Here is a 25,379-nt window from a genome sequence, read left to right as displayed (position 1 = left end):
AGATAAGAGGGCGCAATTATATCATCGCCCTGCTATTTTCTGCTAGTTTTACTTTTCAGGAGGATAACAGATACCTATCCCACCTAATCCACAATAACCTTGTGGGTTTTTATAGAGATATTGTTGGTGATAATCTTCAGCAAAATAAAAAGGGCCCGCTGGCTGAATTTCTGTGGTGATTACTTCAGTAGCACCTTGAGTATTCATAGCTTGTTGATAGCGTTTTTTGGACTCAATAGCTTGCGCATATTGATCTGCATTAACCGTGTAAATTGCCGAGCGATATTGGCTGCCAATATCGTTACCTTGACGCATACCTTGTGATGGATTGTGATTTTCCCAAAAAAGAGCCAAAAGTTGTGAATAGCTAATCACTGAGGGATCAAAAACCACTCTCACGACTTCACTATGACCTGTTAATCCTTGGCAAACTTGTTGATAGGTTGGGTTTTCTGTTACACCACCGCTATAACCCGCACTTGTTGAGTAAACGCCCTGTTGTTGCCAAAACAGACGTTCAACTCCCCAAAAACAGCCCATCGCAAAATAAGCGATACTCATCTTTTCAGGAATATCATTAATAGAATGCCCATTTACTGCATGATTAGCAGATATTTCTAATGGCATCGAAGTACCCCTTAAGGCATTCTTTGGTTGGTAAGCTTTATGTTGCAAGGTAGACTCCAGTTTTTATATTTGTAAACGCTTTACTATGGTAAAGGCTTAATATTGTTATAAACTAAATCTACAATAAAGCTTAAAATAGTTTGTCGTCAATTCATCACATGGATTAAATCATATTGAGGAGAAAACGTGCCGAGATACTCCGTTATCTACGTTCTCTGTCTGTCTTTTATCGCACCTGTTGCCTATGGGGCAAATTTGCGTTTAAAAGTAGAAGGTTTAGAAGGGCAACTCGAAAAAAATGCGCGAGTCCAGCTATCAAACATTACAACAGAAGAAGTTGCACCTGACGGGCGTTTTCGTGCGCGTGTTGAAAAGGCAATTCAAGAAGGACTTCGCCCATTAGGCTATTATCAGCCTACTGTGACATTCTCTTATCAAGAAAATACACCGCCAGCACGTTCGATATTAACGGCAAAAGTAGAGCCGGGTATTCCTATTTTACTCAAAGGTGTGGATATTGTTCTTGAAGGTGGCGCTAAAACCGATGAGCAATATGCTAAGGTCATTAAAGAGAACACCCCGCCACTTGATAGCGTGTTAAATCATGGTGATTATGAAAAACTCAAAGGTTCGTTAACAGGGCTTGCCGTTCGCCGTGGCTACTTTGATGCTGAAATGGAAAAAAGTCAGCTTGGTGTTTCTTTAGATAATCACGCCTCTTATTGGGATTTTGTCTTTAATAGCGGTGAACGTTACCGTTTTGGTAAGGTGAATTATACTGGCTCTCAAATCCGTGAAGACTATCTACAAAATATTGTTCCTTTTAAAGAAGGGCAATATTACTCCTCAGAAGAGCTTGCCGAATTTAATCGACGTTTAGCGGCAACAGGTTGGTTTAACTCAGCACTTGTGACGCCTGATATCGCAAAAGCACGCAGTGAACATTCTTATTTGCTACCTATGGATGCGGTTGTCACTCCTCGCTCTCGTAACTACGTTGAATTAGGGGGAGGTTATGCAACTGATGTAGGGCCTAGGTTGAATATGCAGTGGAATAAACCTTGGATGAATTCTCGTGGTCATAGCCTGACGTCAGATCTTAGTATTTCTCAACCCGAACAATCTATTGGTGCAAAATACAAAATCCCATTAAAAATTAATCCATTAGAGCAATATTATGCGGTAGACGGTGGTTTTAAGAGAACCGACTATAATGACACGCGTTCTGATACTACAACGCTGAACCTTTCTCGAAATTGGGATATGTCTACAGGTTGGCAATATAGCGTAAATACCCGCTGGAGCCTTAGCCACTTTACTCAAGGGCAAGACACTTATACTACCATGCTGTTATACCCAGGGGTTAATGCGAGTCGGGTTCGTCAACGTGGTGGCATGATGCCTTATTGGGGAGATAGCCAACGTTACTCTATAAATTACTCAAATAAAATTTGGGGTTCTGATGTTGAGTTCTTAGCTTTCAATGCTCAACAAGTGTGGATACGCACGCCTTGGGAAGGACATCGTTTTGTTGTCAGAGGCAATTTTGGTTGGATTGAAACCAATGCTTTTGGGCAAGTGCCACCTGAACTTCGTTTCTTTGCGGGTGGTGATAGAAGTGTTCGTGGTTTTAAATACCAAAGCATTTCACCTGAAGATAGCAAAGGTAACTTAACGGGTGCCTCAAGAATGTTAGTTGGTTCAGCCGAATACCAATATAACGTGACAGGAAACTGGTGGGGTGCAGTCTTTATTGATAGCGGTGAAGCAGTCAATGATTTTACTCGAAGTGATTTTAAAACAGGTGCGGGTGCGGGTGTTCGTTGGGCATCACCTGTTGGTCCCATTAAATTTGATTTAGCATTACCTGTTAGTGATGTAGATAAACGTAGACTCCAGTTTTATATCGGGTTAGGAGCAGAGTTATGAAGAAGTGGTTGAAATGGATTGCACTTACCCTCCTTATCCTTATTTTGCTTACTTTCGGTGCTGTAGCTTGGATTTTAGGCACACAGTCAGGCTTACATTTTGCCATTAACAGCGCAGCGCGTTGGGTTCCCGGTTTAGCCATTAAAGAGGTTAACGGAGGCTGGCAAGATCTACGTTTAACCGGTGTTGAATATCAAATGCCTGGTGTTGACGTTAATGTGGGTGAATTGTCATTAGGATTACGTTTAGCGTGCCTGACTGATAAACAAGTTTGTGTCGATACATTAGGCACGCGAGATGTTGTTGTTAATATTGATACTAGTGCTTTCCCTCCTTCTGAAGAAACGCCACCTTCAGAGCCTTTAACTGAGCTTAATGCACCATTACCTATCTATTTAAATTCACTTTCATTAGAAAATACGCATGTGAAGATTGACGATATGGCGATCTCACTTGGTGAATTTAAAACAGGCGCACAGTGGGAAGGTCGTCAAGTTACATTAAATCCAACACTCATTAATGATTTGCTGGTGGCATTACCAAAGGCACCAGAAGAAGGAAGTGTTGAAGCAACGGCTCAAGATGTAAAAGAAGTTGCTACGGCAAAACCTCAAGCTGAACCCACAACACCAGAAGAAAAAGAACAGGCATTAGCCGACACGATTAAAGCGATTTTTGCTAAACCTCTGTTAGCTGATTTACCCGAAATTATTATTCCTGTTGATGTGAATGTTGAAGGTATTGAAGGTAAGCAGTTACAAATAACAGGGGATACACCTGTTACGATTAACCAATTATCTTTTGAAGCCAATACGAAAGGTAAGCAAGTTAATCTCACTAAATTAACTGTTGATGCACCAGAAGGTGAAGTTAGTTTAAATGGGGGAATTACCTTAGATAAACAATGGTCTGTTAATTTAGATGTGAATGCGACTATTCGTGATGTTGCAGGGCTTGAAGATTTTAAAGATCAAAAAGCGACGCTTTCTTTGCAAGGCGCATTACTTGAAGAGCTTAAATTAGCACTCTCTTTAACAGGAACGGTTACAGCAACTTTAGACGCTCAAGCTGAACTGGCAAAACCACACCTTCCATTAAAATTAACCTTAGAGAGTCAAAAAGTCCGCTGGCCGTTAACGGGGGATGTGCAGTATCAACTCAATGATACTCGGTTGCGTTTAAATGGTCAGACAGATAACTACGATCTTTCATTACGCTCAGATATTGAAGGTCAAGAGATCCCACCTGCGAAATTAATGCTGGATGCAAAAGGTAATGAAGAAAAAATTGAATTAACACGTCTGCGTTTAGCTGCATTACAAGGTCATGCTGATATCACGGGGATTGCCGATTGGAGTAAAGCAATTAGCTGGAATGCGTTATTAACCATTTCAGGTATTAATACCGTTAAACAATACCCAAATATGCCCGCGAAATTAGATGGGCGCATTGCTACAACGGGCAGTTTATATGGTGGCAGTTGGCAATTACGTGTTCCTGAAATCACCTTAGATGGTAATTTCAAAAATAATTTGATTAAGGCGAGAGGGAACGCGTATGGCAACGATTCTGGTCAATGGAATATCCCGCAACTAAAGCTCATTCTAGGTAAAAATAATCTCGATATTGAAGGACATTTAGGCGACAAGTGGGCATTAGATGCCAATATCAATGCACCTGGTTTAAATGGTTTAGTACCAGGATTAGCAGGTGTGATTAAGGGCAAAGTGAATATTCGAGGTGATATTAATACACCTAAGATTATCGCTGATATCAATGCTCATGGTATTAAATGGCAAGATCAAGTTAGTGTTGAATCCATCACTATTAAAGGTGATGTTCAATCGGACAAAGAAATTGGCGGCAAGCTAGCGATTACTGCTCGTCAGTTAAAACAAGCCGATTTAATTATTCGCAATTTAACGCTGGATGCTGCTGGTACAGAAAAACAGCATAAACTGACGTTAAAAATGGAGGGTGAGCCTGTTTCTGGTGGACTGACATTAGCGGGTTCATTTGATAAAGAAAAACAGCAATGGAAAGGAACGCTAAATAATACAGCATTTGATACTCCTGTAGGGGAGTGGCGTTTAAATAAAGCTATTGCATTGAATTTATTGGCTGAGAAGCAAGAAGTTACCATTGGCTCTCATTGTTGGATAAATCCAAATGCACAAGTTTGTGTGCCAAAAGCGATAACGGTTGGTGAAAGTGGCAGTGCAGCTATCACGCTAACGCGTTTTGATTTAGCGATGATCAAACCTTTCTTACCGCCTGAAACGTCTGTTAGTGGTGTATTTACGGGTGATGCAACTGCAACGTGGAATTCAAAAGGCGGATTACCGAAAGCATCTGTAAACCTTAAAGGGCAAGGTGTTGGCGTAAAACAGAATATTGATGGAACTGTTTTACCAATTGATTTTGATACAATTACTTTAAATGCTGGCGTAAATAATGGCAAAGCCACATTGCAATGGCTGATTAGTATCGCGGGCAATGGTGACTTCAAAGGTAATGTGCATGTTGCTGATCTTGAGAAAAAACGCCAACTGTCTGGTACGGTTGATATTGATAATCTGACATTAGATTTAATCAAACCGTTCTTAGGGAAAGGTGAAATAGCTCAAGGAAGCGTGGGTGCTCAATTACGTTTAGGAGGAAGTGCGCAATCACCACTGCTATTTGGTCAATTCGGTATTAATCAATTAAAAGTGGTTGGACATTGGATCCCATTTGATATCACCAAAGGAAATGTTGATATTAGCTTTAATGGTGCAACCTCTGACTTAAGTGGCAGAATCGAAACACCAGAAGGTTATTTAAATCTTACGGGTAATGCAGATTGGCGTAAATTAGATGAATGGCGCGCTGTTGTGGCTGCAAATGGTAATAAGTTACGAGTGGCACTACCGCCAATGGTGCGTATCGATGTCAATCCTGATTTGGTGTTTGAAGCAAGCCCGCATTTACTGAAATTAGACGGTCGCATTGATATTCCTTGGGCGCGTATTGTGGTGCAAGATTTACCAGAATCTGCGGTATCAGCGTCTTCTGATGAAGTGATGCTGGATAAAAACTTGCAACCTATTGCGCCAAAAGAGACATCCATTCCAATTCAAAGTAATTTAGCGATTAATATTGGCAATGATGTGACACTGGACGCATTTGGGCTTAAAGCAAGATTGACGGGCATGCTGAAAGTCAATCAGAATAAACAAGGGCTTGGTTTAAATGGTCAAATTGATATTCCTAAAGGGGAATTCAAAGCCTATGGACAAGACTTACAAGTGCGTAAAGGACAAATCTTGTTCTCTGGGCCTGTTGATCAGCCTTACTTAAATATTGAAGCGATCCGTAATCCTGAAAACACAGCAAATAATGTTATTGCGGGTGTACGAGTGACAGGGCTTGCAGATAAACCTAAAGTTGAAATTTTCTCTGAACCTGCATTTACCCAGCAAGAAGCGTTATCTTACTTGCTAAGAGGGGAAGGGTTAGATAAAAGTGGTGATGCAGACTCATCACAAATGACGGCAATGCTGATAGGATTAGGTGTTGGTCAAAGTGGTCAGCTTGTAGGGCGCATTGGTGAAACCTTCGGTGTTTCAGATTTAGCATTGGATACGCAAGGTGTGGGTGATAGCTCACAAGTTGTGGTCAGTGGCAAGATAACCAATGATCTACAAGTAAAATATGGAGTGGGTATATTTGATTCGCTAGCGACGTTAACTTTACGTTATCGCTTGATGCCCAGGTTGTATTTACAAGCAGTGTCTGGTATGAATCAGGCAATAGATCTGCTTTATCAATTTGAGTTTTAAATTATATGCGAATTATTGTTTATGGTAGTTTACGTCAGAACCAAGGTAACCATCACTGGATGACCTATGCGCAGCTATTAGGCGAGCATAAATTAGTGGGGTATAAACTTTATGATTTAGGGTTTTATCCTGCTGTGGTTGAAGGTGATGGCGAAATAGAGTGCGAAGTTTATCGGATAACGCCTTCTATTTTGACAGAGCTTGATGAATTGAAAAAGAACGATCAAGATTACAAGCGCCAACTGATTTCAACGCCTTATGGCAGTGCTTGGATCTACCTTTATCAAAAGCCTGTTGATGGTTTACGTGAAATAAAAAGCGGTGACTGGTTAAAACGTCACGAAGAAGAGTAATTGGTCAGATTCACCTTTTACTGAAAAGATGTCTGAAAACGGCTCGATAGTGATATCGAGCCGTTTTTATTGATGGAATAGTCAGTATTTTTTTAATTCAATAATATTTTTAATTATATTAAGTTTATAAAAAATATTAGTAATAATTATTTTCAAAAATTGAAATTAAAATAAATACTTTTTTATTTATCTATATAGATATGAATTTTATTAATGGTGTGGCTAATTGACAATAAAATTAACTTAATGTTAAAACAGTAATTGAGTTTTTGGGTAAAAGAATGAAAAATATTTTATTGTATGCGAATAATTAAATAAATTTTAATAAGGTACTTTTATGGATGAATTAAATGAGATTTCTCGCCTTTATAAAACCCCTCCCAAAGAAGTAAAGCAAAATCAAAATATAGAAAATCATCACTTTACTGATATGATTTTACAAACAAAAGTAACTGCAAAAGATGCATTTGATAAATTAGCTTATCTTGCTGGCATTAAAAATGCACCCGCTGATGATAAATATTCAAAATTGAATACATCTAATCTAGATTCACTTCTAGAAAGCGCAAATTTATTAGGTTATGACATTGAAATAGTCAGTGTTTAATTAAAATAAAGCAGCCTTCTGGCTGCTTTATTAACTCAAGGAGAAAATAATGAATAAGGATATTATTGAGTTAAATAAAAATATTAATATAGTAGGATTACATTGGATCTCTCGGTGGCGAGTTAATAATGGAAAAAAAGATTCTTATGTTATTCCTTTCGCGACGACCTATCCGATTAATATTATTTATCATGGTGAAAATGAATTTAAATATGGGCAATATGGTATTCATCTAGGGCAACAAGATACATTAACTTTTTTAGGCGATAAAAATAAAAAAATACTCGCTAAGTTTATCGATTGTCGTAAAAATTCACCAACTTTCAAATCAAGATTAAGCTTTTATATTACGCCCTCATCGGCAAGAACGTTGATTATTCCTCCTGGTGTTGCTCATACTTTTCATCACTTAGAAAATATATTTACTTTAAATAGTTACACTTTACTTTTACCTCCGATAGATAAATTAGCGAGTAAAGCACTGATGTGGTCACCAAATAATGACGTTATTAATCTTCCTGAAGATATTGATATTAATGATATTGATGGTTATGAACCTATGACAGAGGAAGCCTCTGATCTGGTCTACCATCGAATAGCAGATATACAACATGAGATCTTAAGCCAACATGCTTTTTTACATTCAGAAACACGAAAAATTCGTTTAGATGATGGCGATGAAGTTAATTTAAGATTCAGAGAAAAAATAACAGAAAACCAGAAACGGCAATTACCTATATCAAAAATTTTAGGTGTGGCGTTTCGTGACATACCTACCATGCAAACAGGCAAAGAGAGTGGCATCGTTCCGTTAACACGAAAATCGCCTATGTATCTTGTCGAACATGGTAATGAAGATTACAACTTTGACTCTTATGGCTTACACCTAGGGCAAGAAGACCATTTAACTTTTTTAGGGGATGCTTCTAGTGAGATAACATTAAAACTTGTCGACATGCGAGAAGGCTCCGCCACTCTATTTTGTGAAGATGAAATAACGTTCAAGCCTTTACCTAATATGGAATTAGTGATCCCCTGTGGGGTAGCTCATGCATTGTTTAATATGGCTAATATTATTACAGTTAATCGGCCTGTTATCTATTTAGATGAAGAAAAAGAGTATATTCCAGGGCATGATGTTATCGACTGGGAAATTGCTAATAAAAATTATCAAGCATATTGCACTAATAAAATAGAGGCTGACTTAGGTTATTATCAATTTATTGTCTCTAAACAAAAAGAGATAATTAAACAGAAACCTACTCATCATACACCAAAGTCAATTATTATATATGACAAGAATAATAAACCGATTAAAGTCTTAATTAAAGAAAAGGTTTAGTTATTATTATGCGTATTATCTTTTTTTATATGCTTTTTTTTGTTTTAACAGCTGATGGATTAATGGTATTTCTTACCCCCGTTATTGTTTATCAGTTAACAACAAGTATTGAATATTCAGGATTAACATACGCATTATGGTGGTTACCTCGACTTTTTTTAATACCACTTATTGGTAAGTATATTGATGGTCTAGGTATTCGTCCTATCGCTGTTATTTCTGATAGTTGTAAAATAGTAGGGTGTTTATTTTTATTAATTACTCATTTTACATCTGATTTGATGATAGCGATAAGTTTTGGTTTGATTGGTAGTTTAATTTCTATTGGAAATTCACAAACATTGATTTCTTATGAAAAAATTATTGCGTTGATAAGTCATCATAAAGAGCATCATATTAATCTAATGTCTAGAATGGATTTCTTAGGTATGGTCATTGGACCATTATTGGGGATTGTTCTTATTGATTTTGGCTACAAGTATTTACTTGTTATACCGTGTCTATTCTATTTTATTAATGCTATTTTCTTTTTATTCTTTTATGCAAGAAAAGAGATTAACCCTGAAAATATAAATAACCCGGAAGAGAAAATCTTTTTTACTAAAAAATTTATTTATATTTTTTCCTCACCCATACTGATATTTTCTGTTTTTATTGCTATTGGTAATAATATGTTTGATGGTTTAATTGAATCAAGTGGAACGGCGTTAATTGATCAGGTTATGAATTTACCGATTAAATACTATGGTTTTATTGATATTGCTGCGGGGATCTTCGGTGTATTTGGAACATATTTATATGGCTGTTTAAATCAGTACATAAGTAGAGTGTTGTTAACGATTATTTCAATTGCTATTATTACTATAAGTTCCTCTTTGCTTGTGTTTTTTCAAAGCTCAATAATTATATTTATTATTTGCTATGCGGTTTCAATTATTGGAAAAGTCTTTTCAGGTAATATACTGAGAATATTAAGAATAGAAATTATTCCCATAAATCAGCTCGCTAGCGTTTCATCATTGATTATTTTATTAAATCAGATGATATTACCCATTGTTGGTGGGCTTTTGTTTTTCTCTATGGGGGAGGTCACCGTTATTTACACACTGATGATTATTTCTATAGGAATAACATTGATAAGTGGTGGATTGCTTGTAATACGCTTAAAAAAGAGACGTCGTTATCATAAAAAAAGCCCTTCAATAAAATGAAGAGCTTATTTATTAGTAAATTATTAAGTTATAATTCACTTAGTTATTCTGAGTGGGTCAGAATTATTTTTTAGCGCGTTCGAAAGAAGACAGAATTTCAGCTTTAGCTGCTTCTACGCCTTCCCAACCGTCAACTTTAACCCATTTGCCTGCTTCTAAATCTTTGTAGTGTTCAAAGAAATGTTTGATTTGTGCTTTTAAAAGCTCTGGCAGATCAGTCACATCTTTAATGTGATCGTATTCTTTGCTCAGTTTAGTGTGTGGAACTGCAACCAGTTTCGCATCTTCACCTGATTCGTCAGTCATTTTCAGTACGCCAACAGGGCGGCAACGAATAACTGAACCTGGTTGTAATGGATATGGAGTTGGAACCAGAACGTCTACTGGGTCACCATCTAAAGATAACGTGTTGTTGATGTAACCGTAGTTGCATGGGTAGAACATTGCAGTTGACATAAAACGGTCAACGAACAGTGCGCCACTTTCTTTATCAACTTCGTATTTGATAGGATCAGCATTTGCTGGGATTTCAATAACAACATAGATATCTTCTGGTAGTTCTTTACCAGCAGGAACATGATTCAGGCTCATAAAAAATTTCCTATAAAAAAATTAATTTTACGTGGGCTTTAGTATAGCGAAAAGTTTTTAACAATACCCGTTTTTTGCCGAACATGTTGCGTTCTGACGTAAAAATAAGCAGCAAATAAAAGAAAGAGTTATTTTCAAAGATGAAAAAACCGGACGAATAAGAAGTCCGGTTTATCTATGTTAGTGCTAAACGAATGGATTATTCTTCGTCTGGATATTGCGCCATAAAGCTTTCAGCTTGTTCAACCATCGATTTAGTCCCTACAAAGAAAGGCATACGTTGGTGAAGTTCTTTTGGTTCGATATCAAGAATACGCTCTTTACCGTTACTTGCTTTACCGCCAGCTTGTTCGGCTAAGAACGCCATTGGATTGCATTCATAGAGTAAACGTAATTTACCAGTAGGGTGGCTTGCAGTACTTGGGTAAATATAAATACCGCCCTTCAGTAAGTTGCGGTGGAAATCAGCAACTAAAGAGCCAATATAACGTGTGGTATAAGGGCGATTTGTTGCTGCGTCTTGTTCTTGGCAATACTTAATGTATTTTTTTACACCTAATGGGAATTTGATGTAGTTACCTTCGTTGATTGAGTACATGTTTCCTGTTGGTGGGAAATGTACGCTTTCATGAGATAAACAGAATACACCTAAAGATGGATCGTAAGTAAAGGCATGAACACCACAACCTGTTGTATAAACTAACATGGTTGATGAGCCATAAACGACATAGCCCGCGGCTACTTGGCGATGACCTGGTTGTAAGAAGTCATCTAAAGTGACAGATTGGCCAATAGGCGTAATACGGTGGTAAATAGAGAAAATTGTTCCGACGGAAACGTTTACATCAATATTCGACGAACCGTCTAAAGGATCCATTAGTACAACATACTTAGCATTTTCAGCACGATCACCTTCAAAGATAACAATATCATCTTCTTCTTCTGATCCGATACCCGCAACTTCACCACGCGCTTTTAATGCAGCTTTTAGTTTCTCATTCGCGTAAAGATCCAGTTTCATCTGGGCTTCACCTTGAACATTAGAAACACCGTTAGTACCAAGGATATCGACTAACCCTGCTTTGTTAATATCACGGTGGATAATTTTAGCCCCAAGCTTAATCGCCGAAAGTAATGCAGTAAGTTCGCCAGTTGCATGGGGAAAATCTTGTTGTTTCTCGACGATAAATTCGCCTAATGTTTTCATGACGCAGGTCCTGAATGTGAGTGGGTAAAGTAAAAAAGGAGAAAAATCTCCTTGGTGGTGGCAAGTTTAGCCAAAGAATCGCACGATTCAAAGGTTAATCCGTTTCTTATCTGCTTTTTGATCGTTAGAATAGTGACCAACTTCATGCTATTGGACAGAAATTCATGCACATTCATATTCTTGGTATTTGTGGCACCTTTATGGGAAGTCTTGCCATTTTAGCTAGAGCGAAGGGACATAAAGTCACAGGCTCAGATGCTAATGTCTATCCACCCATGAGTACTTTATTAGAAAATCAGGGAATCGAACTGATTGAGGGATATGACCCAAAACAATTAGAACCTGCCCCTGACATGGTGATTATTGGTAATGCGATGACACGAGGAAATCCTTGTGTTGAAGCTGTACTTGAAAAAGGTTTACCTTATACCTCAGGCCCTCAGTGGTTACATGATTATATTTTACCTGAACGTTGGGTGTTAGCCGTTGCTGGAACCCACGGTAAAACCACAACAGCAGGTATGCTGGCTTGGGTTTTAGAAGACTGTGGTTATAAACCTGGTTTTTTAATTGGTGGTGTACCGGGTAATTTCCAAGTATCTGCACAGTTAGGCGAAAGCCCTTTCTTTGTGATTGAAGCTGATGAATATGATAGTGCTTTCTTTGATAAACGCTCTAAATTTGTTCATTATTCTCCACGCACACTGATTTTAAATAATCTTGAGTTCGATCACGCCGATATTTTTGATGATTTAGCGGCAATTCAAAAACAATTCCATCATTTAGTTCGTATCGTCCCAGGCACAGGAAAAATCATCATGCCTGATAGCGATATGAATTTAAAACAGACCATTGGTATGGGATGCTGGAGTGAACAAGAATTCACAGGTGAAACAGGAGATTGGCAAGCTAAAAAACTCAGTAATGACAGTAGTCATTTTGAGGTATTTCACAAAGGTGAGCGAGTTGGTGAAGTGTGTTGGGGACTTTCTGGTGAACACAACATGCAAAATGGCTTAATGGCGATTGTTGCAGCGCATCATGTTGGTGTTTTACCTGCTGATGCTTGTGAAGCGTTAGATAAGTTTATTAATGCGCGTCGTCGCTTAGAGCTACGTGGTGAGGTTAACCAAATAAGTGTTTATGATGACTTTGCACATCATCCCACAGCGATTTTGGCAACGCTTGAAGCGTTACGCAGTAAAGTCGGTGGAACTGCTCGTATTATTGCGGTGTTAGAGCCTCGTTCAAATACCATGAAAATGGGAATTAGCAAGGATGATATCGCACCTGCATTAGGTCGTGCTGATGAAGTCTTTTTATTTCAGCCACCTAATATTCAGTGGTTAGTGAGTGACATTGCAGAGCATTGTGTACAACCTGCTCGTTGGAGTACGGATCTTGATACATTAGTCGATATGATTGCGAAAGAAGCTCAAGCGGGCGATCATATTTTGATTATGAGTAATGGCGGTTTTGGTGGTATTCACGAAAAACTGCTCGCAAAATTAGCACAGCCTAAAGATCTTGATAGCCAGTATTAAAAATAAATAAGCCACTGAAAATTCAGTGGCTTATTTTTTGAAGCTGTAGAAAGGCTAATTATAATTCCTGATCAAAAAGATTCAGAATAGCGTCTCGTAATTCTTCTGTGGAAAATCCTGGTGCCGGTGTTGAAAAAATGGTGTCATCACCCGCAATACTGCCAAGGATCCCTTCTGCTTTGCCTAATGAATCTAATAAACGTGCAATAAGTTGTGCCGCACCCGGACTTGTTCTTATCACCACAACAGAATGGTTATGATCGATATCGAGTACCAGATTTTTTAGTGGGCTGCTTGCTGTTGGTACGCCAAGCTCAGTAGGAAGACAATAAACCATTTCCATTTTGGCGTTACGGGTTCTTACTGCACCAAATTTTGTTAGCATACGAGAGATTTTGGACTGATTAATATTATCAAATCCAGCCTCTTGTAATGCAGTCACAATCTCGCCTTGTGAACTGAATTTTTCTTCTTTCAGCAGGGCTTTAAACGCTTTAACCAAGTCTTCTTGCTTAGAAGGAACGCGCATAGTTCACCTTTAGTGAGTTATCAATAACCTGTGTATTATGCAGAGAAGTGAATTTTTATGCAACAAAAGACGAAGAAAGGCGCGTGATAGCCTCCTCAAAATTGTAAAGTAGAATGTACTGCAAAAAAAATTTATTTACGGCGCGTGAATGTGATAATTTAAGGAAGGTAAAATATTTGTTAAATAAATGATAAGGTTAAATGATTATCATAAGGATGATGGTGTACTTAACACTTTGTCATGTTTATTGAAATTATTTATCAAAAGAGTGTCCACTATCTCATTAACAGATAAGCAATTTGTTTAGAATAACCAAGGTATTATTTTTCACTGTAAATGCCTTATTATGCAATATTGCTGTTAAATAATTGTTTTTTACAAGGTGAATTGCGTAATAGTGAATATCTCTAAGGCGTTCCACTATCTTGTAAACTAAGGAGTATCAGAATGAAAGTAGCAGTTCTCGGTGCAGCAGGTGGTATTGGTCAAGCACTGGCACTTCTTCTTAAAAACCAGCTTCCTGCTGGTAGTGAACTCTCTTTATATGATATCGCTCCCGTCACGCCGGGTGTCGCAGCTGACTTAAGCCATATCCCGACTCAAGTTACTGTAAAAGGTTTTGCGGGTGAAGATCCTTCTCCTGCACTAAAAGGCGCTGATGTTGTTCTGATTTCTGCGGGTGTTGCCCGTAAGCCAGGCATGGATCGTTCAGATCTTTTCAATGTTAACGCGGGTATTGTGCGTAACTTAATTGAAAAGGTTGCACAAAACTGCCCTAAAGCACTTATCGGTATCATTACTAATCCAGTGAATACAACGGTTGCTATTGCCGCTGAAGTACTCAAAAAAGCAGGCGTTTATGATAAAAAACGTCTCTTCGGAATTACTACACTCGACATTATTCGCGCCAATACCTTTGTCGCTGAACTAAAAGGTAAAGATCCACAAAAAACCAATGTTCCTGTAATCGGTGGACACTCTGGTGTGACTATCCTTCCTCTATTATCTCAAGTTGATGGCGTTTCATTTACTGATGATGAAATTGCTGCACTGACTAAACGCATTCAAAATGCAGGTACTGAGGTAGTAGAAGCAAAAGCTGGTGGCGGATCAGCTACATTATCAATGGGCCAAGCAGCGGCTCGTTTTGGTCTTTCATTAATTCGCGCTCTAAATGGCGAGAAAAATGTTATTGAATGTACCTATACAGAAGGTGACGGAGAATATGCCCGTTTCTTTGCACAACCTATTCTTTTAGGTAAAAACGGTGTAGAGGAATATTTATCTATTGGTAAATTAAGTGATTTTGAAAAGCAATCTCTTAATGGCATGTTAGATGTATTGAAAAAAGATATAATTCTTGGTGAAGAATTTATTAATAAATAAAGAAATACTTTTTTTGCTATAAAAATAATGCAAATTTAAATAAAAACCGCTGATACTATATCAGCGGTTTTTTTTATTAATTATAATGTCTGTAATTATTAGTTAATTATTAGTTTTGGTACGAATCTTTCGCTCAAGTAATTCTCCTGTTTCAGGGTGAAAATAACGGCTAGGCCAAATTTCAGAGGGGGAGATACCAAGATAATCAGCAATGATTTTTTCTCCTTTAGGCCAAGGGCGTGATAGCGCATTAGCGAGTGTTGAAGAGCTTAACCCTGCTTGGCGAGAGATGGCAGCAAGTGTTGTTCCTCGTTTTCTAAGTGCGGCAATAATATCGGCAGGATGCCAATCAGATTTCCTTGAAATCATTTTTAATCCTTTTTCTATAAAATTAATTGCTGTGTTAGTGGTATAAATAACAGTTTATTAGAAATGTCCTAAAGCATTTAAACTGATTATTTAGAAAATAAAATAACATTATTTTTCTAAAAAGATTTCTGATTTTTTTCTTAATAATTTCTTTTTTGAAGTTGATAACAATTTTAGAGAAACATAATGAAAAAAGAGTGGTATACGGCAAAGGAATTGACGGGTATAGGTGGATTACCTAAATCACCACAAGGTATAAATTCAAAAGCAAGACGCGAATCTTGGCAAAAACAGAATGTAAAAAATAAGCAAGGTAATGGTGTTGAATATCATTATTCTTGTTTACCAGAAGAAACTTTAATTGCTCTAGAACTTTATGAGCCATTAGCACATTACAAATTAAATAAAAAAGAGGAGCCACTCGTTATCTGGGTGAAAGCATTCCAACAACTAAATGATGGTGAACAAAAAACCTTAACAGAGCTGATATTGCGGGATGGTATTAGAAGTTTTTTAGAAAAAGTCGTCAATGATTAAGCGATTTTAAAGAATCTATTATTGCGTTATCCGCAACAGATATCTATCTGACTAACCTCTTAGTTGAATGTGAGATGAGATCATGAAAAAAGAATGGTATACAGCGAAAGAATTAGTGGGGCTTGCGGGGTTACCTAACTCACCGCAGGGAGTTAACTTGATGGCGCGTCGTGAAGGATGGGAAAACCGTCGTAAACGTGGTGTGCAGGGAAAAGCTGTTGAGTATTCTGTAAAAAGTCTGCCTGATGAGGTGATCAGTGTGCTCGCTGCACATGAACCTCCGGCTGAGTATTTATCGAAACGTCAGGATGCCTTTTTGATTTGGGTTGAAGCCTATTATCAACTGACTAAATCAGAACGAGAGAAAATTGTAAAATTTGTGCTCCGTGAAGGATTAGCAAAGCTCATTAGTTATATTGATGCAGATAATCAAGATGCTATTGAACGAGAAAACGAAGAAGTTCTCAATAAATTAAAAAGCCCACCAGAGTCGACGTAGTTGCTCTAGCGGGCTTCTTTACATAACTAATAGGGATTATATATCAAAGTTATGATTGACGTTGTACAGCGACGTGAGCAAGCCCAATAAGCGCATCTTTATACGGTGAGTCAGGTATAATTGATAAAGCTTCAATCGCTTTGTCTGCTTCTTCTTCTGCTTTTTGGCGGGTATATTCCAAAGAGCCACACTGTTTCATAGTATTTAAAACAGTATCCAATAAATGGCGGCCATTACCTTGTTCAATGGCTTGGCGAATTAATTGGGATTCTTCTTCATTGCCGTTATGCATAGCATGAAGTAATGGCAACGTTGGTTTACCTTCATCAAGATCATCACCAGTGTTTTTACCCAACTGGTTGTTATCTGCATCATAATCAAGTAAATCGTCAATGAGCTGGAAAGCAGTCCCAAGATAACGACCATAATCTTGGAATGCTTTTTCTTGCTCAGGTGTCGCACCTGAAAGGATCGCTGATGCATGAGAAGCCGCTTCAAAGAGACGAGCTGTTTTGCTGTAGATAACTTGCATATAGTCATCTTCAGAAATGTCGGGATCGTTACAATTCATTAATTGTAAAACTTCACCTTCAGCGATCACATTGGTGGCGTTAGACATTAATTTTAATACACGCATCGAATCAAGATCCGTCATCATCTGAAAGGATCGTGTATAAATAAAGTCGCCAACAAGTACACTGGCAGCATTTCCAAAGACGGCATTTGCCGTTTGTTTTCCTCTGCGCATATCAGATTCATCAACAACATCATCATGTAACAACGTTGCAGTATGAATAAATTCGATAAGCGCTGCGACCGAGATATGTTTGTCACCTTGATAGTCCAATGCTCGTCCAGTGAGCACTGCGATCATTGGTCGGATCCTTTTACCACCACCACTAATGATGTAGTAACCAAGTTGGTTTATCAAAGAAACATCTGAATTAAGCTGGTAAAGGATTGCCTCATTTACCGCAGTCATATCAGCGGATGTTAGTTTTATAATAGATTCTAAATTCATGTTTTTTCGACTTTGGCTCGCCAATGAGCGCGTTATTATTAATAAAAAATGATCATGCCATAGATTTTACTCTCTTATAATTTAGATTGTACTTTAAAAATGGCTGAAATAAATATCGTGTAAAAAACTCTTTTTTTTAACGCTAGTTTGCGATCTGTACTTGTCATCGGCACTAAATTTGCGTAGAATTCGCGCCCTATGTGAATATTTTAATTGTGCACTCAAATTATACATATTGGGAGTGTGCGGAAAGCGGAGTTTATATGTACGCGGTTTTCCAAAGTGGTGGTAAACAACACCGAGTCAGCGAAGGTCAAACTATTCGTTTAGAGAAGCTGGAAGTAGCTACTGGCGAAACAATCGAGTTTGATACTGTAATGATGGTCGCTAATGGCGATGACATTCAAATTGGCGCTCCAATCCTTGCGGGCGTTAAAGTTAAAGCGGAAGTGGTTGCTCACGGTCGCGGCGATAAAGTTAAGATTGTTAAGTTCCGTCGTCGTAAACACAGCCGTAAACAACAGGGCCACCGTCAGTGGTTTACTGATGTTAAAATCACTGGTATCGCTTAAGGTTTAGGAGAGTAGTTCAATGGCACATAAAAAGGCTGGCGGCTCGACTCGTAACGGTCGTGATTCCGAAGCAAAACGTCTGGGTGTTAAACGTTTCGGTGGTGAAGCTGTATTAGCAGGTAGCATCATCGTTCGTCAACGTGGTACTAAGTTCCATGCAGGTACTAACGTTGGTTGTGGTCGTGACCACACCCTGTTTGCATTAGCTGACGGAAAAATTAAGTTCGAAGTTAAAGGTCCAAACAACCGTAAATTTATCAGCATCGAAGCTGAATAATTACTGGTCCTTTAAGCACCGAGTCAAAAGCCCTGCAAATCTGTTGCGGGGCTTTTTATATTTAAAAAAGGCCATCTCTGGGTAATTTCGGCCATCCAGCACGTTAATGGCTACTATACGGAGTAAAATCATGAAATTTGTTGATGAGGCCAAGATCCTAATCGTCGCGGGCGATGGTGGTAACGGCTGTGTAAGCTTTCGTCGCGAAAAATATATCCCTAACGGGGGACCAGACGGTGGTGATGGTGGTGATGGTGGTGATGTCTACATGATTGCAGACGAAAACCTTAACACCTTAATTGATTACCGTTTTACTAAATCTTATCGTGCAGAGCGTGGTGAAAATGGCCACAGCCGTGATTGCACCGGTAAGCGTGGTCAAGATATTACTATCAGTGTTCCTGTCGGAACGCGTGTCCGTGATTTAGCAACAAATGAAGTCATTGCTGACTTGACTGCTCACGGTCAAAAGCAAATGGTTGCTAAAGGTGGTTTCCACGGTTTAGGTAATACGCGTTTTAAATCGTCGGTGAACCGTGCTCCACGTCAACGTACAATGGGAACGCCAGGTGAATCTCGCGAAGTCCTATTAGAGCTAATGTTATTAGCTGATGTGGGTATGCTTGGTATGCCAAATGCGGGCAAATCTACATTTATTCGTGCAGTATCAGCAGCAAAACCTAAAGTTGCTGATTATCCATTTACAACATTAGTACCAAGCCTAGGTGTGGTGCGTATGGATAATCACCAAAGCTTTGTGGTTGCAGATATTCCCGGATTAATCGAAGGCGCTGCTGATGGTGCAGGTCTTGGGATCCAATTCTTAAAACACTTAGAACGCTGTCGTGTGTTATTACACTTGATCGACATTGATCCTATTGATGGATCGGATCCTGTGGAAAATGCAAAAATTATTATCTCTGAATTAGAGAAATACAGCGAAAAATTAGCACAAAAACCACGTTGGTTAGTGTTCAATAAAGTTGATCTTCTTGATGCTGAAGAAGCAAAAGAGAAGGCAAAAGCAATTGTTGAAGCGCTAGGTTGGGATGAAAACTATTACATGATAGCGGCAATCAACCAAGAAGGTGTGAAAAAACTTTGCTGGAATATCATGGAATTCCTGAATGTTACTCCGCGTGAGCAAGATATTGTTGCAACAAAAGCAGAGCCAGGAAAAGTTGACTTTATGTGGGATGATTACCATAAAGAACAACTAGAAAATCCTGATTTCGAAGAAGATGACGATGATGATTGGGATGAAGAGGATGACGACGGTATCGAGTTTATCTACCAACGTTAATCATTATTTTCATCATGATAAAATAAAAACGCCTGATTAATCAGGCGTTTTTCATATACATTGACTACATTTACTGAGTGTAAATCTAGCGGTTGTTGTACATATCTTTATACAGATTAGTTTCAAAACGCACTAAATAAGCACGTCCAGCATTGCGATTCTGTGTAGGAGGTGAATACGCCGAAACGTATTGTACAAACGCAACTTTTTGCCCATTTGCCGTGGTCATAAAGCCCGCTAGATTGTAAACCCCTTTTAATGATCCCGTTTTGGCAGAAACCTTGCCATCCACACCCGCTTCATGAAAACCGCCTCGATATTGTAATGTACCGTCATGTCCTGCAAGGGGAAGCATAGTGATAAAGTTTAATTCACTTTCATGTACTCCAATATATTGAAGGATTTGCATCATGGTTGCAGGTGAAATGAGGTTATGGCGAGAAAGACCAGAGCCATCAACTATAACGGTATTTGCTAAATCAATTCCGGCTTTTTGTTTTAAAATAGCGCGGGTTGCTTCTGCGCCAGAGCGCCAAGTACCTGCAACGCCATAATACTCACGACCAATAGTTCTAAATACGGTATCTGCAATCATATTGTCAGACTCTTTTAGCATGGTCGTCAGTAAGCTATGTAACGGTTTTGATTGTGTCTGTGCCAGTACAGTAACAGGCGCTTTTAGTTGAGATCGACGTTTGATATATCCATCAAGTTCAATATTGGCGCGTTGTAACTCTTCTTTTAAAATTGTACCCGCCCAATGAGCACCATCTTGAATAGAAAACATTAAAGGTACTGCATCATCACGTTTAGGAATACAACCTGTGATTACATAGGTATTTAAGTCACGAACCGTGACATCTAATTCACAAAAACGGGTACGAGTTGATCCTTTCTCATAAGTTTCAACTTCACTTAAAACAGTGACAGGATAGAAAGAAGCTTTACGTATTGTGGCAATATCACCTTCTTTTTTGCCACTTTGCAGTAAGACGGAAAAGCAGTTCTTATCAACAATTGCAGCACTAGGAGGGGCACTAAAGCATTGTGTCAGATCATTCCAAACCCAACCTGGGGCCTTGTCGTGGCTTGAAAAAGCAGAAGTATCAATAAGCAAATCACCATGCACTTTTGTAACACCTGATTGCTTTAATATGGCAACCATTGCTCTTAATTGCTGACGGGTTAATGTAGGATCGCCAGTAAAACGAAAGATCAAATCACCATTAAGCTGATTGTCTTTTATCTTGCCTTCTGTTTCCATTGTTGTGGTGAATTGATAATTTCCACCTAATTGAAGTAATGCAGTAAGTGCAGTCACCACTTTCTGAGTACTTGCTGGAAGTGCTAATTGCTCGGCATGATAGTTAAGATTAGGAGAAGCCGCGCCAACGGGTTGAGTTATTAAACCTACTTGTGTTCCTTCAGGAAGAAGGGATGTGTAGTTTTCAACAGGTATTGCTTGGGTTGAAAAACTAATGATACTTAATGTGTAAAGTATCCGTCGAAATGTTGATAGTAAGTGCATAATTTCTCTATCCGTGACTATAGCGTGTAACGTTACAGTATTGATTGCCAGAGGCTAATACTAAAGGGCAATGAGGGCAAAAGTAAACGGTAACAAGCAGGATTAGCTCATTATCGGAAAAAGTCTGTTTATCTCTTTATAAAGAGAGATAAGGCGTGAAGCAATGCGTCTGTTGTGTTAGATTTAGTTTTAAGTATGGGAGGTTTAGTTTACGTCCCAATAGCATGAGTTGGGAATATAATAGCGTCCCCTCATTTACCGAATATATGTAGAGACAGGCCCAATTTAAGGTTGCCTGTGTCTTTTTTTGTCTTGAGAAGAGTAAATAGATCCTTTTCTCTGTGTTGTTAGTATAAAAAATCAGGATGATACCTATTTTTTATTAGGAATAGTATTGAGGTATTAACACATGAATCAGATCCCTATGACAGTTCTAGGTGCAGAAAAATTACGCGAAGAGCTGGAATATTTAAAAGGTGTTCGTCGTCCCGAGATTATTGCTGCTATCGCTGAAGCTCGTGAACATGGAGACTTAAAAGAAAACGCGGAATATCATGCTGCAAGAGAGCAACAAGGTTTCTGTGAAGGCCGCATACAAGAAATTGAAGCAAAATTATCAAATGCTCAAGTCATTGATATTACAAAGATGAATAACAATGGTCGTATTATTTTTGGTTCAACAGTGACACTATTGAATGTTGAGACTGAAGAAGAGCAAACTTACCGCATTGTGGGTGATGATGAAGCGAACATTAAAGAAAACTTAATCTCTGTTAACTCACCGATTGCGCGTGGGTTAATTGGTAAAGAGTTAGATGATGTCGTGGTTATCACAACACCTGGTGGACAAGTCGAGTATGAAGTTTTAAACGTAGAATATATTTAATTTGTAATTTACGTTTCTATAGAAAACTAGACTGTTATCCTGTGGTAATATAAAAAAGGCCTTAAAAGGCCTTTTTTGCCATAGAGTTACTTATGGCATTTTTATATAAAGATACAAGTTTTATTTCGGTAAAATGATCTTACGTGCTTCTGAAGGACGATAAAGAACAAGAATTTTTCCGATAACTTGTACATTCTGTGCACCGCTTTCGCGTACAATCGCTGCTACGATCAAGTTTTTAACATCTCGGTCTTCGCCTGCGATTTTGACTTTGATAAGCTCATGGTGTGCCAGAGCGAGTTCAATTTCTGCAAGAACGCCTTCAGTCAGCCCGTTGTTACCAATCATAACGACTGGATTCAGGTGATGAGCGAGCCCTTTCAGGTGTTGAATTTGTTTTTTGTTAAGAGTCATCATTAATTTTTGCTTTGTTGGGATTGAAAACGATCTATTCTAACGCCATCTCTCACTTATCACCATAAAATGTCGTTAAGACGAGGTTAAATGAGTGAAAGAGTAAAAATTTTGATAGCTAAGTGTATGATAGTTGGAAAACGCAATGGCCAATAAGAAACGTTCGGCAAGCTCTAGCCGCTGGTTACAAGAACATTTTAGTGATAAATATGTTCAGCAAGCAAAGAAAAAAGGGTTTCGCTCTCGTGCTTGGTTTAAACTGGAAGAAATTCAGCAAAGCGACAATATCTTTAAACCAGGTATGACCGTTGTCGATTTAGGAGCAGCCCCAGGTGGGTGGTCTCAATATGTTGTACAGCAGTTAGGAAGCAAAGGTCGAATTATCGCATGTGACCTTTTACCTATGGATCCTATTGTTGGAGTCGATTTCCTTCAAGGCGATTTTCGTGATGAACTTGTGTTGAAGGCGTTGCTTGATAGAGTAGGTGAAAACAAAGTCCAGGTTGTCATGTCTGACATGGCTCCAAACATGAGCGGTACACCCGCGGTCGATATCCCTCGATCCATGTATTTAGTAGAGTTAGCGCTTGATATGTGTCGTGATGTACTGGCTCCCGGGGGAAGTTTTATTGTCAAAGTGTTTCAGGGAGAAGGCTTTGATGAATACCTGGGGCAAATACGCTCCCTGTTTACGAAAGTGAAAGTTCGTAAACCAGACGCTTCGCGGTCTCGTTCTCGTGAGGTATATATTGTAGCCACAGGGCGTAAACTTTAGTACCCTAAAGCTATTTGTTAACACAGTTGTAATATGAGGTTAATCCCTTGAGTGACATGGCGAAAAACCTGATCCTCTGGCTAGTTATTGCAGTCGTTTTGATGTCATTATTCCAGAGCTTCGGACCCAGCGATTCGAATAGTCGTAAGGTGGATTACTCTACCTTTATCAATGAGTTAACTAATAACCAATTACGCGAGGTCAGCATAAGTGGTTATGATATTAATGTAACTAAAACAGATAACTCAAAGTACAGCACGTATATGCCTATGCGTGATGATAACCTGCTGACCACTTTAATGAACCGTAATGTAAAAGTAACGGGTGAACCACTTGAAGGCCAAAGCCTTCTGACTCAAATTTTTGTGTCTTGGTTCCCAATGCTATTACTGATTGGTCTTTGGATTTTCTTTATGCGCCAAATGCAAGGTGGTGGCGGTAAAGGTGCGATGTCTTTCGGTAAAAGCAAGGCGCGCATGTTGACAGAAGACCAAATCAAAACAACCTTTGCTGATGTAGCGGGTTGTGATGAAGCGAAAGAAGAAGTAAGCGAATTAGTTGAGTATTTACGTGATCCAGGTCGTTTCCAGAAGTTAGGGGGTAAAATCCCTAAAGGTATTCTGATGGTAGGGCCTCCAGGTACAGGTAAAACATTATTAGCAAAAGCCATCGCGGGTGAAGCTAAAGTCCCATTCTTTACCATTTCAGGTTCTGATTTCGTTGAAATGTTCGTGGGTGTGGGTGCTTCTCGTGTTCGTGATATGTTTGAACAAGCTAAAAAAGCAGCACCTTGTATTATCTTTATCGATGAAATCGATGCGGTTGGTCGTCAACGTGGTGCTGGTTTAGGCGGTGGTCATGATGAACGTGAACAAACACTGAACCAAATGCTAGTTGAAATGGATGGTTTTGAAGGTAATGAAGGAATTATCGTTATCGCGGCAACGAACCGTCCAGATGTGTTAGACCCAGCATTACTTCGTCCAGGTCGTTTTGACCGTCAAGTGGTTGTTGGTTTACCTGATGTGCGTGGACGTGAGCAAATACTTAAAGTCCATATGCGTCGCGTACCTTTATCACCAGATGTTGATCCAGCAATTTTAGCGCGTGGTACTCCAGGTTTCTCTGGTGCTGACTTAGCTAACTTAGTTAACGAAGCGGCTTTATTTGCTGCTCGTGGTAATAAACGTGTTGTCTCAATGGTCGAGTTTGAGAAAGCGAAAGATAAGATAATGATGGGTGCAGAGCGCCGTTCAATGGTGATGACTGAAGAACAAAAAGCATCAACCGCTTATCATGAAGCTGGTCACGCAATTATTGGTCGTTTAGTACCTGAACATGATCCTGTGCATAAAGTGACGATTATTCCTCGTGGACGTGCATTAGGTGTGACTTTCTTCTTACCTGAAGGCGACCAAATTAGTGCGAGCCGTCAGAAGTTAGAGAGCCAAATTTCAACACTTTACGGTGGCCGTTTAGCTGAAGAAATTATCTATGGTGTAGAGCATGTTTCTACGGGTGCTTCTAATGACATCAAAGTTGCAACCAATATTGCACGTAACATGGTGACACAGTGGGGTTTCTCTGAAAAATTAGGGCCATTGCTGTACGCAGAAGAAGAAGGTGAAGTGTTCTTAGGTCGTTCTGTTGCTAAAGCGCAACATATGTCTGATGAAACAGCTCGTACAATTGACGAAGAAATTAAAGCTATCGTTGATCGTAACTATGTTCGTGCTCGTCAGATCTTAATGGACAACCTTGATATTCTACACTCAATGAAAGATGCACTGATGACTTATGAAACTATCGATGCGCCTCAAATTGATGATTTAATGAATCGTCGTGATGTTCGTCCACCTGCGGGTTGGGAAGGCAATAATGGCAATAGTGGTGCAACGACTACTGCCCAGCCAGCACAAACGCATGTAGCGAGTGAGCCAAAAGACAAGCCTGAGTCAGAAAGTGATACGCCTTCTGATAACAATACTCACTAATCCTTATTGGGTTACGCATATTGAGTAAGCTATAAATACAAACCCCAGGCTTCTGGG

Annotated in this window: 24 protein-coding genes; 16 read left to right on the top strand and 8 right to left on the bottom strand. The window is 38.9% G+C overall.

Annotated elements, in window-relative coordinates; translation table 11 throughout:
• Positions 1 to 48 precede the first annotated feature (48 nt).
• A complete protein-coding gene (gene msrA / locus JEP71_RS13090; protein ID WP_232797615.1) occupies positions 49 to 627 on the bottom strand; it encodes a peptide-methionine (S)-S-oxide reductase MsrA in 579 nt (192 codons plus the stop codon).
• A gap of 186 nt (positions 628 to 813) precedes the next feature.
• Between msrA and tamA the strand changes: the two genes are divergently transcribed.
• The 6 genes from tamA (at position 814) to JEP71_RS13060 (ending at position 9,890) form a co-directional block, all read left to right on the top strand.
• Positions 814 to 2,556, top strand: a complete 1,743-nt coding sequence (gene tamA, locus JEP71_RS13085) for an autotransporter assembly complex protein TamA (protein ID WP_198620223.1) — start codon at positions 814 to 816, stop codon at positions 2,554 to 2,556.
• Complete coding sequence (tamB, locus tag JEP71_RS13080; RefSeq protein ID WP_198626354.1) at positions 2,553 to 6,377, top strand: autotransporter assembly complex protein TamB; 3,825 nt, start codon at positions 2,553 to 2,555, stop codon at positions 6,375 to 6,377. The genes tamA and tamB overlap by 4 nt, the downstream gene beginning before the upstream one ends.
• A 5-nt stretch (positions 6,378 to 6,382) precedes the next feature.
• Entirely contained in the window at positions 6,383 to 6,730 is a 348-nt protein-coding gene (locus JEP71_RS13075; protein WP_109372692.1) for a gamma-glutamylcyclotransferase family protein, read from the top strand.
• Positions 6,731 to 7,067: 337 nt separating this feature from the next.
• Positions 7,068 to 7,337, top strand: coding sequence for an XRE family transcriptional regulator (locus JEP71_RS13070; protein ID WP_198620221.1), 270 nt, complete (start codon positions 7,068 to 7,070; stop codon positions 7,335 to 7,337).
• 49 nt (positions 7,338 to 7,386) lie between these two features.
• Entirely contained in the window at positions 7,387 to 8,679 is a 1,293-nt protein-coding gene (locus JEP71_RS13065; protein WP_198620220.1) for a dTDP-4-dehydrorhamnose 3,5-epimerase family protein, read from the top strand.
• Positions 8,680 to 8,687: 8 nt separating this feature from the next.
• Positions 8,688 to 9,890 (top strand): MFS transporter, encoded by a 1,203-nt coding sequence (locus tag JEP71_RS13060; RefSeq protein ID WP_198626353.1) that lies wholly within the window; start codon positions 8,688 to 8,690, stop codon positions 9,888 to 9,890.
• Between the two features lie 63 nt (positions 9,891 to 9,953).
• Here the strand turns inward: JEP71_RS13060 and ppa are convergent, their stop codons facing one another.
• Both ppa and fbp read right to left on the bottom strand, forming a co-directional pair.
• Positions 9,954 to 10,481: an inorganic diphosphatase gene (ppa, locus tag JEP71_RS13055; protein ID WP_072069581.1), complete on the bottom strand. Its 528-nt coding sequence runs from the start codon at positions 10,479 to 10,481 to the stop codon at positions 9,954 to 9,956.
• 199 nt (positions 10,482 to 10,680) lie between these two features.
• The gene (fbp, locus tag JEP71_RS13050; RefSeq protein ID WP_023583589.1) at positions 10,681 to 11,688 is read right to left on the bottom strand and encodes a class 1 fructose-bisphosphatase; all 1,008 of its coding nucleotides are present in this window, start codon (positions 11,686 to 11,688) and stop codon (positions 10,681 to 10,683) included.
• 164 nt (positions 11,689 to 11,852) lie between these two features.
• Between fbp and mpl the strand changes: the two genes are divergently transcribed.
• Complete coding sequence (gene mpl, locus JEP71_RS13045) at positions 11,853 to 13,232, top strand: UDP-N-acetylmuramate:L-alanyl-gamma-D-glutamyl-meso-diaminopimelate ligase (protein ID WP_109372688.1); 1,380 nt, start codon at positions 11,853 to 11,855, stop codon at positions 13,230 to 13,232.
• A 58-nt stretch (positions 13,233 to 13,290) separates the two neighbouring features.
• Here mpl and argR read toward each other — a convergent pair whose 3' ends face one another.
• Positions 13,291 to 13,761, bottom strand: coding sequence for a transcriptional regulator ArgR (argR, locus tag JEP71_RS13040; protein ID WP_006535714.1), 471 nt, complete (start codon positions 13,759 to 13,761; stop codon positions 13,291 to 13,293).
• Between the two features lie 447 nt (positions 13,762 to 14,208).
• Between argR and mdh the strand changes: the two genes are divergently transcribed.
• Positions 14,209 to 15,147, top strand: coding sequence for a malate dehydrogenase (mdh, locus tag JEP71_RS13035; RefSeq protein ID WP_196533556.1), 939 nt, complete (start codon positions 14,209 to 14,211; stop codon positions 15,145 to 15,147).
• 102 nt (positions 15,148 to 15,249) lie between these two features.
• Here mdh and JEP71_RS13030 read toward each other — a convergent pair whose 3' ends face one another.
• Positions 15,250 to 15,516 carry a helix-turn-helix domain-containing protein gene (locus JEP71_RS13030; protein ID WP_198620218.1) on the bottom strand — a complete coding sequence of 89 codons (267 nt, stop codon included), beginning with the start codon at positions 15,514 to 15,516 and terminating at the stop codon, positions 15,250 to 15,252.
• Positions 15,517 to 15,702: 186 nt separating this feature from the next.
• Here JEP71_RS13030 and JEP71_RS13025 point away from each other — a divergent pair, with 186 nt between their 5' ends.
• Positions 15,703 to 16,053: a DNA-binding protein gene (locus tag JEP71_RS13025; protein ID WP_109372684.1), complete on the top strand. Its 351-nt coding sequence runs from the start codon at positions 15,703 to 15,705 to the stop codon at positions 16,051 to 16,053.
• An 82-nt stretch (positions 16,054 to 16,135) separates the two neighbouring features.
• Positions 16,136 to 16,552 (top strand): DNA-binding protein, encoded by a 417-nt coding sequence (locus JEP71_RS13020; RefSeq protein ID WP_023583583.1) that lies wholly within the window; start codon positions 16,136 to 16,138, stop codon positions 16,550 to 16,552.
• 49 nt (positions 16,553 to 16,601) lie between these two features.
• Here the strand turns inward: JEP71_RS13020 and ispB are convergent, their stop codons facing one another.
• Entirely contained in the window at positions 16,602 to 17,573 is a 972-nt protein-coding gene (gene ispB, locus JEP71_RS13015; RefSeq protein ID WP_196571106.1) for an octaprenyl diphosphate synthase, read from the bottom strand.
• 263 nt (positions 17,574 to 17,836) lie between these two features.
• On the opposite strand from ispB, the gene rplU reads away from it, so the two are divergent.
• The 3 genes from rplU (at position 17,837) to cgtA (ending at position 19,725) form a co-directional block, all read left to right on the top strand.
• The gene (gene rplU, locus JEP71_RS13010) at positions 17,837 to 18,145 is read left to right on the top strand and encodes a 50S ribosomal protein L21 (RefSeq protein ID WP_006535707.1); all 309 of its coding nucleotides are present in this window, start codon (positions 17,837 to 17,839) and stop codon (positions 18,143 to 18,145) included.
• A 19-nt stretch (positions 18,146 to 18,164) separates the two neighbouring features.
• Positions 18,165 to 18,422, top strand: a complete 258-nt coding sequence (gene rpmA, locus JEP71_RS13005; protein ID WP_006535706.1) for a 50S ribosomal protein L27 — start codon at positions 18,165 to 18,167, stop codon at positions 18,420 to 18,422.
• Positions 18,423 to 18,552: 130 nt separating this feature from the next.
• Positions 18,553 to 19,725, top strand: a complete 1,173-nt coding sequence (cgtA, locus tag JEP71_RS13000) for an Obg family GTPase CgtA (protein WP_036914694.1) — start codon at positions 18,553 to 18,555, stop codon at positions 19,723 to 19,725.
• 85 nt (positions 19,726 to 19,810) lie between these two features.
• Here the strand turns inward: cgtA and dacB are convergent, their stop codons facing one another.
• Positions 19,811 to 21,253, bottom strand: coding sequence for a serine-type D-Ala-D-Ala carboxypeptidase (gene dacB / locus JEP71_RS12995; protein WP_198626352.1), 1,443 nt, complete (start codon positions 21,251 to 21,253; stop codon positions 19,811 to 19,813).
• 409 nt (positions 21,254 to 21,662) lie between these two features.
• Here dacB and greA point away from each other — a divergent pair, with 409 nt between their 5' ends.
• Positions 21,663 to 22,139, top strand: a complete 477-nt coding sequence (gene greA, locus JEP71_RS12990) for a transcription elongation factor GreA (RefSeq protein ID WP_088493984.1) — start codon at positions 21,663 to 21,665, stop codon at positions 22,137 to 22,139.
• Positions 22,140 to 22,259: 120 nt separating this feature from the next.
• Here the strand turns inward: greA and yhbY are convergent, their stop codons facing one another.
• Positions 22,260 to 22,553 (bottom strand): ribosome assembly RNA-binding protein YhbY, encoded by a 294-nt coding sequence (gene yhbY, locus JEP71_RS12985; RefSeq protein WP_036914752.1) that lies wholly within the window; start codon positions 22,551 to 22,553, stop codon positions 22,260 to 22,262.
• A 145-nt stretch (positions 22,554 to 22,698) separates the two neighbouring features.
• Here yhbY and rlmE point away from each other — a divergent pair, with 145 nt between their 5' ends.
• Positions 22,699 to 23,328, top strand: coding sequence for a 23S rRNA (uridine(2552)-2'-O)-methyltransferase RlmE (rlmE, locus tag JEP71_RS12980; protein WP_036939360.1), 630 nt, complete (start codon positions 22,699 to 22,701; stop codon positions 23,326 to 23,328).
• Positions 23,329 to 23,375: 47 nt separating this feature from the next.
• Positions 23,376 to 25,322, top strand: coding sequence for an ATP-dependent zinc metalloprotease FtsH (gene ftsH, locus JEP71_RS12975; RefSeq protein ID WP_198620216.1), 1,947 nt, complete (start codon positions 23,376 to 23,378; stop codon positions 25,320 to 25,322).
• Positions 25,323 to 25,379: the final 57 nt, after the last annotated feature.

This window comes from Proteus sp. PR00224 (assembly GCF_016238105.1).
In the GTDB taxonomy this organism is placed as follows: Bacteria; Pseudomonadota; Gammaproteobacteria; order Enterobacterales; family Enterobacteriaceae; genus Proteus.
Note: the sequence above shows the minus strand (reverse complement) of the source record. Positions and strands in the feature narration are given on the sequence as shown.

Coding starts and splice junctions, on each gene's coding strand:
- msrA (WP_232797615.1), bottom strand. CDS start 627: ATGCCATTAGAAATATCTGCTAATCATGCAGTAAATGGGCATTCTATT.
- tamB (WP_198626354.1), top strand. CDS start 2,553: ATGAAGAAGTGGTTGAAATGGATTGCACTTACCCTCCTTATCCTTATT.
- JEP71_RS13075 (WP_109372692.1), top strand. CDS start 6,383: ATGCGAATTATTGTTTATGGTAGTTTACGTCAGAACCAAGGTAACCAT.
- JEP71_RS13070 (WP_198620221.1), top strand. CDS start 7,068: ATGGATGAATTAAATGAGATTTCTCGCCTTTATAAAACCCCTCCCAAA.
- JEP71_RS13065 (WP_198620220.1), top strand. CDS start 7,387: ATGAATAAGGATATTATTGAGTTAAATAAAAATATTAATATAGTAGGA.
- JEP71_RS13060 (WP_198626353.1), top strand. CDS start 8,688: ATGCGTATTATCTTTTTTTATATGCTTTTTTTTGTTTTAACAGCTGAT.
- ppa (WP_072069581.1), bottom strand. CDS start 10,481: ATGAGCCTGAATCATGTTCCTGCTGGTAAAGAACTACCAGAAGATATC.
- fbp (WP_023583589.1), bottom strand. CDS start 11,688: ATGAAAACATTAGGCGAATTTATCGTCGAGAAACAACAAGATTTTCCC.
- mpl (WP_109372688.1), top strand. CDS start 11,853: ATGCACATTCATATTCTTGGTATTTGTGGCACCTTTATGGGAAGTCTT.
- argR (WP_006535714.1), bottom strand. CDS start 13,761: ATGCGCGTTCCTTCTAAGCAAGAAGACTTGGTTAAAGCGTTTAAAGCC.
- mdh (WP_196533556.1), top strand. CDS start 14,209: ATGAAAGTAGCAGTTCTCGGTGCAGCAGGTGGTATTGGTCAAGCACTG.
- JEP71_RS13030 (WP_198620218.1), bottom strand. CDS start 15,516: ATGATTTCAAGGAAATCTGATTGGCATCCTGCCGATATTATTGCCGCA.
- JEP71_RS13025 (WP_109372684.1), top strand. CDS start 15,703: ATGAAAAAAGAGTGGTATACGGCAAAGGAATTGACGGGTATAGGTGGA.
- JEP71_RS13020 (WP_023583583.1), top strand. CDS start 16,136: ATGAAAAAAGAATGGTATACAGCGAAAGAATTAGTGGGGCTTGCGGGG.
- ispB (WP_196571106.1), bottom strand. CDS start 17,573: ATGAATTTAGAATCTATTATAAAACTAACATCCGCTGATATGACTGCG.
- rplU (WP_006535707.1), top strand. CDS start 17,837: ATGTACGCGGTTTTCCAAAGTGGTGGTAAACAACACCGAGTCAGCGAA.
- rpmA (WP_006535706.1), top strand. CDS start 18,165: ATGGCACATAAAAAGGCTGGCGGCTCGACTCGTAACGGTCGTGATTCC.
- cgtA (WP_036914694.1), top strand. CDS start 18,553: ATGAAATTTGTTGATGAGGCCAAGATCCTAATCGTCGCGGGCGATGGT.
- dacB (WP_198626352.1), bottom strand. CDS start 21,253: ATGCACTTACTATCAACATTTCGACGGATACTTTACACATTAAGTATC.
- greA (WP_088493984.1), top strand. CDS start 21,663: ATGAATCAGATCCCTATGACAGTTCTAGGTGCAGAAAAATTACGCGAA.
- yhbY (WP_036914752.1), bottom strand. CDS start 22,553: ATGACTCTTAACAAAAAACAAATTCAACACCTGAAAGGGCTCGCTCAT.
- rlmE (WP_036939360.1), top strand. CDS start 22,699: ATGGCCAATAAGAAACGTTCGGCAAGCTCTAGCCGCTGGTTACAAGAA.